Source organism: Metabacillus sp. KJ11-3, from assembly GCF_055808295.1.
Genome location: NZ_JBVVRS010000004.1, coordinates 144412 through 155988, shown reverse-complemented (window position 1 = coordinate 155988; position 11577 = coordinate 144412). Strand labels below are relative to the sequence as shown.

Below are 11577 nucleotides of genomic sequence, written 5' to 3'. Positions count from 1 at the left end.
TAAGAAATCAACTTTTGTCATTTATCTTGTTCGGCAAAAGGCGAACTTAATAAGCTAATTATCTACAAAAATTTAGTGTAATTATAACATTCGTTTAACATTCTTTATCACTACTTTGCTATGGGGAATACTTGGCATGCTCACCATGCTGTAACTTAAATCCTGGTTAGGAATTTCATATTCCATACGCTTGGCCAGATAATCAAGACTTACTTTCATGACTTCAATGGTGACCCACTCTCCAGCACAGCGATGACCCATAAAGTAATCACCACCACCCTGCGGAATGAAGCCAAATGGGCTTCCTTCCCATTTAGCAAACCGATCAGGACTGAACAAATCTGGGTTTTCCCAAATTTCAGGGTCATGATTTGTGCCATAAAGATCCAGTAAAGTTAATGTACCTTCTTCAAATTTATAGCCGTTCCAGGTGAAATCTTTTTTTACCAATGCTACGACACACGGAAAAAACGGATAAAAACGGCGAACTTCCTGTACAAACATCTGAGCATATTTTTCATCAAGGGATTCAAGTTTCTCCCTTTCTTCCGGATAATGATACAATGCCAGCGCAGTGAAATTGATGAATATAGCGATCGCCACAATAGGTCTCAAGATATTGATCACTTCCACAGCAGCAGTCTCGGTATCCAAAAGATTCCCTTCTAAATCGCGATGCCAGGCAAATATATGTAAAGCTGTATCTTCTGGAGGATTTATTTCCTCATTACGCACCTTATCAACCAACTCACCAATCCAATTTTCTACTTTATTTCTTGCATTTCTCGCTAGCCAATGATTTGGACCAACGGCAGCCGGAGACTCGAACATCGCCGCCAAGTCTTTTGTCAATTCCTTAACATCGTCTTCTTCCAACGGGACACCTGCCCACTGGCAGGCTGTTCTGCATAGGATTTCTTTTACTTCTTCATAAAGAATAACTTCATCCATCTGTCCCCATTTATTTAGTGCTGTCTTCCACTGTATTTTTGTAATGTTTGTTAAGTTTTGAAGTCCTTTAGGAGACATGATGGACATAAACATTTCTTTCCGATGTTTGTGATCTTGTCCATCCAATGCCTGCACACCATTCTTCCCAAACAATGTTTGAACCGCCCGGTTCGGTGCTGCATCTTTCCTTTTGAATTTTTCAGTGTCATAAAAAACTTTCGCAGCTTCCTTTCCTACCATGCAAATCGCTTTCTTTCCTAACAATCGGGTCTCAAATATATCAGAATTAAAACTTTTACGTCTGTTCAAAATGTACATGTATCCTTCTCTCATAAGGCTTAAGCTATGATCTATGCCCTCTTCCCGAGGCATTTGATTTGTATCTGCCATATCATTCATCTCCATTTTCATTAGTGATGTTTTTATTCTTTGTAACTTTTCCCTATTTACTCATAAAAAAACTTGGATCACATACCACATATTGAACATTATCAAGATAAAGAAAATGGCTGCCGACTTTGTCGACAGCCTGAGACCCTAATCCAAATTAGGGTCTTTTTATTTTTTTGTTTATTCTGAGTGTGCCCTGTTTAAAATGTAGTAAAATCAATGGGTTGTTTCGACTGGAAGATCCTTTTATACTAAATTAACAGCAATCTATATTTGATTTTTTCATCATTTTCTTACAATCTTTCATTTTCATTTTTCCATTTTTTGTCATTTCACAACAATCCATTTGACAGTTCATTTCCTCACACATTTCCATACATTCTTTTTTTGATTGACAACAATCCATCTCTTCCGATTGTGCTGCATAAACAGAACCACTAAATGCCATCACTACTAAAAATGCTAAAGAAAATATTATTTTTCTCAACCCTTTTCCCCCTTATGTAAAAATGATTGATGTGTCCAATGGTATTATACTATACCGCTAATTAACACTCACTAGATTTCTAACACTACAAACATAAGAAACGAGAGCTTAGGATAACAAGCTCCCGTTTTAATAGAATTAGTAAGCTTTATATTGGTTGAACACCTGATCCACCACAACAACCACATCTTTTGCCACCATGACAACACGGACAACATCCACTTCCCTGACAATGAGGACATCCTCTCCCACTACAACAACAGCACATACCAGCACCACCACAATAACGACAACATCCTGCGCCTTGGCAGCAATGACATTTATGCATACATACACCTCCATAAGATAACCACGCATAGTATATATATTTACTTGGTGTCAAGTTTAAACATGCCTATCTAAATTAATAATTTAGTTATAATAAATACTCTATACATTTCTAGTTATCACCCCCTTAATCGCTAAGGGGGTTCAAATTGTCACAATTTATGGTCATTTAACATCTAATTTTTGATTTTTGGTGATGTTTTTCATAGTGACCCCTTATTCTTTAAATCGTTTCCGGACCCCATGACGGTAAGTTTCTCTTTAAAAAGAAAAGATATATCGTAATTCTTAGGAAGATCTTTCAATTGGCAGACGTTCTTGCATGTTTAGCTTAAATGTCCCATACGGGTTTACATGGGCATAGATTAATGGTGTTAAGGCTCTAAAATCCTCAGGAGTTAACTTTTGAAGAAGAGATTTATTTTGTTCCAAAAGTACCTCTTGAATCATCAGTGTATTAATTAACACCAAACAGTTTTGAAGAAGATGGAGAGCAAGTACAGCGACTTCTTGATCTTCCATTCGGTTTGTTTGAATTTCTCCTCCTTTTCCGTAAAAAATAAAGCTATTGGCTGAGTTCCAGTTTTCAACGACATTTAACCCTTCATGGATTTCTCTTCGGACTTCTTCTGATGATAAATACTCACAAAGGAAGATCGTTTTTAACACTTTTCCTAATTCGCTGAGTGCCCGATACGTTGGATGCCCACTATTACGAGTGAAACGCTTGAGAATCGCCTCTGTTTCAGCTGTACCCAATCGTAAAGCAGTTGCATATTTAATCATTTGATCATACTGTTGTTCAATTAAACTCCATTTAATCGCTCTTGTTAAAACAGGCTGTAAGTTTGGATATGAGTCTTGCATGCCTACATCTGGACGATACAGTTTTTGAGCATGAATGGCTTTAAATCTCGGCATTAGTTGGAATCCAAGCAAATGACAAAAAGCGAAGGCAACTTCACTTTGACCGTGTGTATCCACGTAGTTTTTTTCTACTTCCATATTTGTGCAATGACGAAGTAACCCTTCGATCATAGAAGCTACTTCTGATGAAGAACAGGATTTTAGTTGCGAATAAATACATGTAGAGTTCTTTTCCACGTGCCAATAAATCATTACTCCACGTCCCCTATATCGAATATGCCATTCAGTCAACAAGTTCTGATCCCAAGCCCCAAACTTTTTACTATCAGACGCACATGCAGTTGTTCCTTCACCCCATACTTCTGTTACACGAGCATCTAGAATGGCATTGGTTACCTTTGAAATGGCTTGCCGTAGGTTCTCTTTATGGATGAATTTCCGCCGTACATAGAGTAAGTCCTTGTAACTTCCCCCATGTTCACCAGCCGCAATTCGCTTTAATCCTGTGTTTGTTCCCAATCCATATAAGCAAAGAATAAGTCTTCGTTGCAGTGTTTCCTTATCAAGGATCTCACGATTACCTAGCGTTTGGAACACATCTGTCAGATGTACACGTAAATCTACCTCTTTTAAAATATCCAAAAGATTGGTCATGGGCCAACGCTTCATGACCTCTGCCTTTACGAGATTTAGGTTAACCGGTTCAGCCTGTGCCTGTAAAGGTGACACAGAAATCCAGCCATTTCCCTTACTCAATATACGTACCTTGGAGTTATTTTTAACACTTCTATTTAATTTCTCGAGAGCCGTATTCATACTCTGTTTCAGTTCGTGAATAAGTGTTTGTACTTCAAGGGGCTTACAAAGCGCTTCATAATGTTTTTCTCTATTTTGTTCAAAATCTTTTGGTAAATCTTCCTCTGGGTTTCTATACCGATCAGCTCCGACTACCCATACTTCTTTACAACGTAATCGATCTCGCAGAGCTTGGAGTACACAGATTTCATAATTCATTCGGTTTACACGGTTTGTTTCTTTATCAATGACCGTATCAATCCAACCTGGCTTAACGATTCCTTCAATTGGGATATAATCTGTTTCATTATATGTATACTGATTGGTAAGCTTATATTGTGTAAGTAAATCAATTGCATCTATCACAGGTCGATGCACATCATTATTGGATTGAAATTCTAGAATATCAAGTAAAGCTGGAACCATTCTTCTGTAATGAGTACCGTAGGAGGATCTCATAACAGTATGTACTTTTTGTTTATAGGAGGGACCTGTATGTTTCATTTCCTTCACAATATCTTTTAATTTATCTTCGCCTACGACAGGAAATAAAACATCTCGCACAATACCGTCTGGTTGTTCCACTGCCTTTTCAGCCATGCGGAACAATACGTTTGTCTTCCCACTTACTTTACGAAAATCCCGTAAAAATTCTTTTTCTACTTTTCGTTCCGCCCGAGCACCGATTCGATGAACAATTTGGATAATGAGCTCAACTAAGTTATCCGTAATTTCTCTACCTCTACACCAAAAGAAAGCTGCCAACAAAGTATAACGGATCGGATCAGGATGCCTGCGCAACTCTCTAATATCTTCAGAAACAGCTCGCTGTCTGTACGTTCGGATCATCTTGGGTGAAACACCGTAGAATAAATTTGGTGGAAGCTGTATATCTCGTACTGTTCGTAGTTTTTCTATCTCTTGAAATAAACTGTCTAACCCGATTCTTCCAGGATCAGATACAAGCTCTCGGAAACTAAGAATGGTTTGATCTTTTTCTATCTGTTCTGTATGGGACCAAGTACGTATAAACGTATCTAACTTAGATTGAGAGTGATCAGAAAGTTTAGAGTAAATGGATTGAGAAATCCGGTCCTCATACTGATAAATGGCTGACTTGATGTTTCGCTCTAAATGGTCATGAGCTGGGGGAACAATTTGTTGTTTTCTTAGGTGATGTAGTACATGTTTTCTTACTCTGTCTATTTGTAGCTCCTGCGGTAAGATGTTAGCCTGAAGCCAGGATTTTACTTGTTCCATATCAGTAAGGGTGCTGTCCCTAAATCCCATGTAATCGCGAATTTGAGCACGATGATATTTAATTGACCTTCCGTCCCAATCGTACGCTTGAAATAAATCCGCAGGTACATCTACTTGCTTGGCAATGTATTGAATAACATCTTTACTTATTTCCTGTTTCCCTTTTGGAAAACGTCCCTGATATTGAAAGAACTTTAGTAGAACGGCAAACCCCAGTCGTGTTCCTCCATATCTGTTTCCGAGTAAACGCATTTCTTCTGGAATAACGGTAAAATGTTCAATAAGTTCTTCTAAGTCCCAATTTTGCTTCACTTTGTTTTTCCTCCTTATCATACGTATCAGCAAAATCTTATAGGAATTCAGAATATAAAAAAAGTCCCTAGAGTCAGGACTGAATCAATAAAAAGATTTACTTTGCCCCTGGTTGCACGAACGCTGGTACTGGGCCTTATTGCGAAGTCAAACAATGGTGGCCGATACCGACTATATGGAAGCTATGATTCCCCATCATTCTATTGCAATACTTTCTAGTGAACGTGCTAAAATAACAGATCCAAGTGTTCGTGAATTAGCAGACGAAATCATAAATGCTCAACGTAAAGAAATTGATGAAATGAAGAAATTAATTGAGGATCTTGAAGATGAAGAATAATTTATTATCTTCCTTAAAAACCTCCATTGGAAGTTTTTCATTTATTGTGCGCCCGACATGGGTGCAGTCTATAGGGTGTAAGTCCCGAGCCATGAAGGCAGGAGTAGTGGTTAGCTTAACGCAAGGGTGACCGTGGTGACGCGAAATCTGAAGAAAGCGAGCGGCAAACCTCCGGTCTGAGGAACACGAACTTCATATAAGGCTAGGTACCATTGGATGAGTTTTCATTACAAAACAAAGTCCTTACTGCCGAAGGTGGTACAGAGTAAATGGAGCAGATAGATGGAGGGAAAGACTGTACTCTTACCCGGGGAGGTCTGATTGAAACGCCAAGTACGCTTGGTAACCTATCTAGCAATAGATAGCTGAACAGCCAGAAGTAAGCAGAGGTCATAGTACCTTACCTACTCGAGATGGTAAGGGAAGGATTGAACAATTAGGAAGAACGAGAACTAGGCATACAATTCCTGTATAGAAGCAGACAATCCGAAAGGACCTACATGAAGAAGGAAATGGTGAATTCCATAGGGGACTTCATGAGGGTGGAGCAGGAATAACATAAATAGATTTCTACATTCACGTCGAAAGGAAATATCACATGTTGATGAATATGATTCTGTCACGGGAAAACTTAATAGAAGCACTTAAGCGTGTGGAGCAGAACAAAGGGAGTCACGGAATAGATGGAATGTCCGTAAAATCCCTACGAAGACACCTCTATGAAAACTGGGAAACCCTTTGTAATTCTTTAAGGAACGGTACCTATCAACCTAACCCAGTCTGTAGAGTCAAAATCCCGAAACCTGAACGGTGGAGTAAGATTATTAGGAATACCTAACGTGACAGACTTTTTCATTCAACAGGCTATTGCCCAAGTTCTAACCCCACTTTTTGACCTAACCTTCTCGAAACATAGTTATGGATTTAGACCAAATAGAAGATGTCACGACGCAGTTCGCAAAGCGAGGGGATACATAAGTGAAGGCTATAGATGGGTGATTGACATGGATTCGAAGAAATTCTTTGATAAAGTTAATCATGATAAATTAATGGGGATATTAGCAAACAGAATCCAAGACCGATTGGTCTTAAAACTTATATGGAAATATCTCCAAGAAGGAATTATGATAAATGGTGTAGTCTATGATGCAGAAGAAGGAACACCACAAGGAGGTCCACTGAGTCCTCTTCTTAAAGAAATATTGGAGAATAGCCTGTAGTCCAATTCTAAACAAAACCCTCGATAACTCTTATTGGAGTAATCGAGGGCTCAAAAGTCTATATCAAAGGTATGAATTTCTACGTCAAACTTAAATGAACCGCCGTATACCGAACGGTACATACGGTGGTGTAAGAGGTCGGGGTTAGTCACCCCCTCCTACTTAATTAAAGTAGGATTCAGTACTCCGCAAAGTAATATCGACAATTATTATTATTCTATCCTTCAGTTTCGTAATCGGATTTACTTAAAACAATTCTCCTATCTTATTTGTTTATTATCTCGTTACATTTCACTGTAAATGTTTTTACAATTTATTCCTATTCCAACAGATATATGGAGTTTTCCCCTTTTAATGAGTATGCATTGATTTTCTTTTTCACATAATTCTTTTGTCAATATAATTTCCTTATTATCCAAAAAATATAGATATTGTTACCTGGTTCGAGATTTATATCTTATCTGATACAATTTGGGAGATAGAATTGTCCCGATTTAGTTAACTTTAATTGCATTTAAGCCACACCTCAAAGCGAAGTTTTTTTTATAATAAAAATTGGAGAAAGTTTGCATTTTAAGGTAGTTCATTAAATAACCGTCAAATCTGCATATTTTCTCAATAATTCGCCATTACAATACTTAATAACCCTATTCCTTACAAAATTAACTATCCTTAGCAGAAACCCACAAGTTGACAACACCCAATAAAATAAAGGAATTTTTGTATTATTTATTAGGTTGTTTCCCTGATCTTAGTAACCAAGTATATCTCTAACGCAAACTGCTTAGTCCTTCATTATCTTCCCGAGTAGCAAATTATTCTAACTGACGCTTTCTAGCGTTGCACCTATGCAAAAGAGCTTATCCATCTTGGAATAAGCTCTTTTGATAAGTAAAATATTTCATTTCTGTTTAGCTTTATTCAGCAGGAGATAGTTCACTTTCTGTTACCCATTTATGATTTTTTATTTCTTCTCCCCCAGTAGTCGGAGTAAAATCAACCATATATACAGTTGTTTTTTCAGCTGTATCAATTTCAGCAGTTACCCCTTCCATACCTTCCATGTGATCTGCATTAACTGTTACTTCTGTTCCAGGTTCTATTGGTGCCTCACCAGCATCTTGTAACTCTTCATGAATAACCCATTTATGATTTTCCACTCTTTCTCCACCAGTTGTAGGAGTATACGAAATTGTATAAACAGTAGTATCATATGCACTAACAATCGTTGCTTCAGCGCCCTTCATACCTTCCATATGTGCATCCGTAATTATCGCTTTACTTCCGACCTCATATTTAGGATTTTCTGCAGTTTTTAAACCTTCAGGGACTTCACCAGAGCTAGACATATCCATATTGCTATGATCCATGCCTTCCATGTCCTCATTCGTATTTTCTTCTGTGCTTTCTGTGTTTTCATCATTAGCATTAGCGCAGGCTCCAAGTACTAAGAAAAGGGCTGCAAACAACAGTACTGCTATTCTTTTATTCAGCATATAAACAACTCCTCCTTTAACGAATAGAATTATCATATCAAAAAAATGTGCAGAAATTATGGAGTAAGCCTAACCAGATTAAAAATTAGTACTTTATTTTATTTCCCCATCAGATAATATTTTATTCCATTTTTTTTGACCTTCATTTAGATAAACATCATTCTTTAAGGTAACAATCATCAGTTCTTCTTCTCTTGAAGAATTCGCTTCCAGATAAATAGGGACGTTCCCACTATTCAGAGAAGGAGCAGTTAGTAATCGATCCTCTTGACTACTCAAAGTAACTTCGTGTAGACTAACCTTATCATTTTCAAGTTTGGAATAGATCAGTGAATCTTCCTTAAATGTTAAAGAGGTAACCATTGCCTCTGTTGGGATAAGTAAAAAATCATTTCCATAGTTTTCTGATAGAAAGATCCCTTCCTCTGCATAGATAGCAATTATATTATCCTTTGATGGATGTATTTCAAATCCTCCAATAGATCTAGATGTCATTCCGTTTAGTTTTAATTGTGTCCAGTCTTTCCCTTTGTTCTTAGAGTAATAAAATCCTGGTCCTATCTTAGAGTTTTGATTTTCGTTAAATACATAAACTGTTCCTTTTTCATAACTAGCACCCAAGTAGTGGAAATCAGTTTCTCCGTAGAAAGCAAGCTGTTCTAAACTTTCCCCTTTATTAGTACTTTCAACAAGACCTAAAGGATTTTTCAAACCTGAACCTTCTTCAGGATGTCCACTTGAATAAAAACCGTTTTTAGTTGGTTGAAATCCCATGTAGTCATGGTTATTTCTTGATGTTTTATACCAAGTATTGTCTTTAAATTCTAAAGGACCATAATGAGTTGCAATAACAGGAGTCCCTTCAGGGCCCCAGAAACCTGCACCATGGATATGTTCAATTTTTTCATTATCTGCTTTTATAAAATACTCCTTAGGCTCGTCATTTGAGCATGCTGCTAAAAGCAAAGCCATAGCTGGAAAAAATAATAATCCACATTTTAAATTGTTCAAATGTAATCCTCTCCTACTTTTTGATTCTAAAAGATTTATAGTCATTACTTACTCAGCCACTTATATCCAACTCCCCAAATAGTAACTAAGTATTGATCGATCGGAAAGTTTGCTTGTCTAATTTTATCACGTATATTTCGGACATGGGAGTCAATCGTCCTATCCTCTGTGTAAGTGTAATCACCCCAAATACTTTCTAGCAATTGTGATCGCGAAAAGACTTTATTTGGGTTTTTTAATAATAATCCGATTAAAGAAAACTCTTTAGGAGTTAACTGAATTATTTGTTTTTCATATGTTATTTCAAAGGATTCCTCATTCCACCACAATCCTTTAAAAAAGATTCCCTTTTTTTCTTTATCATTTATTCTTCTAAATAAGGCATCTATTCTTGCCAACAATTCTCTTTCATCAAATGGTTTGGTCACATAGTCATCCGCACCTATATGAAGACCCTTTACTACATCTGATTTTTGGTTTCTGGCTGTCAACATAATAATAGGGACATTAGAAAATTCTCTTATTTGACTGCAAGTGCTCCAGCCATCCAAATCTGGCATCATTATATCTAATAAAATTAAATCTGCATGGGAATATTCCATATAGTCAATAGCCTTATGACCAGAATTTACTGTTATACAATGATAATAAGGGGATAAATAAATACTTAATAAATCGAGCATCCTCTCTTCATTATCAACCAGTAATATGGTTTTCATTCTGTCTCCTCCTCAATCGAAATAATGAAAGTACTACCTTTCCCCGGTTCACTTTTAACCTCAATGTTACCTTCGTGTGATTCAATTAGTTCTTTCACAATCGATAACCCTAATCCTGTCCCTCCTGAATCTCTAGATCGGGATTTTTCGACCCTATAAAAACGCTCAAATATAAAAGGTACGTCTTCTTTAGGAATACCAGATCCTTCATCTTTAATTTCAATTCGTACCTTCCCTTTTTCTCTTTTCACTGAAATACTCGTTGTAGTATGAGGCTCTGAGTATTTTAGTGCATTATTTAGTAGATTTAAAAGAATTTGTTCAAATCTTATAGGGTCTATCCTAACAATGACGTTCTTTTTGCAAATTAATTCTAGTTCGACCCCTTTTTCCTTAAAAGCTGGGAGTACCTTTTCATAAAGAGAGTGGAAGAAAAAGCAAAGCTGTACGTTAATCCGATCGATCACAAATGAATTTCTATCTATCTTTGCGAGATTAAATAAATCCTTTATCATAACAGATAACTTTTCGGATTCCTCATAAATAATCTCGAGATATTGATCTCGTTCTTTATCAATTAAATTTTTTCGTCTAGCCACTTCTGCATAACCTTTAATATAAGTTAAGGGAGTGCGAAGTTCATGAGATATACTTGCTAAGAATTCATTTCTCTCCTCTCTAAGGTATTTTAAATCATTGGCAAGAATTTTTATAGATTGGAACAAATCACCTAATTCATCTTTCCCCATCTTAGGCAAATGAACAGAAAAATCACCCTTGCTTAATTTTTCGGTAGCCTTCTTCATTCGAATAAGTGGGGTAGTTAATACTTTCGTTAAAAATAAAATGGTTAGTATTAAAAAAATACCAGTGATGACCGCTGCTACAATAAAATGATGGTTTAAATTTGTAATAATTTCTTGGACCTGATTCGTATTCTGAAACATATAGACATACCCTTTTTCATTAGCGTTTATTGAATAGGGAGTAACTGTAGAAATATACTTTTTATCTCTCCAGCGCTGTTCAATTACTTTTCCATTACGTGGGACATTTTTTAAATCATAAGATAAGATTTTTTCTTCAACAGGATCTAATTTAGAAGAACTAATGATGATGTTTTGATTGTTGTCTGTAACAATAACATCCATCTCACCACTTAGTTCCATTAAGGAAATATGTTGAAGTGTTTCGGGACGATATGATTCTTCAAGAACATCTCTATGATTGTTACCTCTAGCCTGTAACGCAGATAATTCTTTCTCAATCTGTGTAATTACGATGTTTTTATGAAGAAAATAGAGTAAAAATACTTCCATTAATAGCATCACAACTAAAAACCAAAAGCCCAATTTTAATGATATTTTGTTCAATTCGAATCACCACTTTCAAAAAAGGGTAT

General features: G+C 36.5%; 8 protein-coding genes and 2 pseudogenes. 2 read left to right on the top strand and 8 right to left on the bottom strand.

Annotated features, from left to right (window positions below):
• Window positions 1–81: 81 nt before the first annotated feature.
• From AC0L8O_RS27620 to AC0L8O_RS27605, 4 genes are all read right to left on the bottom strand, one after another.
• Window positions 82–1341, bottom strand: a complete 1260-nt coding sequence (locus tag AC0L8O_RS27620) for a cytochrome P450 (RefSeq protein ID WP_473449846.1) — start codon at window positions 1339–1341, stop codon at window positions 82–84.
• A gap of 256 nt (window positions 1342–1597) precedes the next feature.
• Window positions 1598–1828 (bottom strand): hypothetical protein, encoded by a 231-nt coding sequence (locus AC0L8O_RS27615; protein WP_047943204.1) that lies wholly within the window; start codon window positions 1826–1828, stop codon window positions 1598–1600.
• A 138-nt stretch (window positions 1829–1966) separates the two neighbouring features.
• Window positions 1967–2170: a hypothetical protein gene (locus AC0L8O_RS27610; protein WP_047943203.1), complete on the bottom strand. Its 204-nt coding sequence runs from the start codon at window positions 2168–2170 to the stop codon at window positions 1967–1969.
• A 273-nt stretch (window positions 2171–2443) separates the two neighbouring features.
• Window positions 2444–5389 carry a Tn3 family transposase gene (locus AC0L8O_RS27605; protein WP_098796510.1) on the bottom strand — a complete coding sequence of 982 codons (2946 nt, stop codon included), beginning with the start codon at window positions 5387–5389 and terminating at the stop codon, window positions 2444–2446.
• 136 nt (window positions 5390–5525) lie between these two features.
• Here AC0L8O_RS27605 and AC0L8O_RS27600 point away from each other — a divergent pair.
• A pseudogene (locus tag AC0L8O_RS27600) lies at window positions 5526–5729 on the top strand (DUF305 domain-containing protein); the annotation flags it as partial.
• A 598-nt stretch (window positions 5730–6327) separates the two neighbouring features.
• Window positions 6328–6946 (top strand): annotated as a pseudogene (locus AC0L8O_RS27595) (reverse transcriptase domain-containing protein); the annotation flags it as partial.
• Window positions 6947–7866: 920 nt separating this feature from the next.
• Here the strand turns inward: AC0L8O_RS27595 and AC0L8O_RS27590 are convergent.
• From AC0L8O_RS27590 to AC0L8O_RS27575, 4 genes are all read right to left on the bottom strand, one after another.
• The gene (locus tag AC0L8O_RS27590) at window positions 7867–8445 is read right to left on the bottom strand and encodes a YdhK family protein (RefSeq protein WP_102231254.1); all 579 of its coding nucleotides are present in this window, start codon (window positions 8443–8445) and stop codon (window positions 7867–7869) included.
• Window positions 8446–8538: 93 nt separating this feature from the next.
• Window positions 8539–9456 carry a F510_1955 family glycosylhydrolase gene (locus AC0L8O_RS27585; protein ID WP_102231253.1) on the bottom strand — a complete coding sequence of 306 codons (918 nt, stop codon included), beginning with the start codon at window positions 9454–9456 and terminating at the stop codon, window positions 8539–8541.
• 44 nt (window positions 9457–9500) lie between these two features.
• Entirely contained in the window at window positions 9501–10175 is a 675-nt protein-coding gene (locus AC0L8O_RS27580) for a response regulator transcription factor (protein WP_251683098.1), read from the bottom strand.
• The gene (locus tag AC0L8O_RS27575; protein WP_102231251.1) at window positions 10172–11548 is read right to left on the bottom strand and encodes an ATP-binding protein; all 1377 of its coding nucleotides are present in this window, start codon (window positions 11546–11548) and stop codon (window positions 10172–10174) included. The genes AC0L8O_RS27580 and AC0L8O_RS27575 overlap by 4 nt, the downstream gene beginning before the upstream one ends.
• Window positions 11549–11577: the final 29 nt, after the last annotated feature.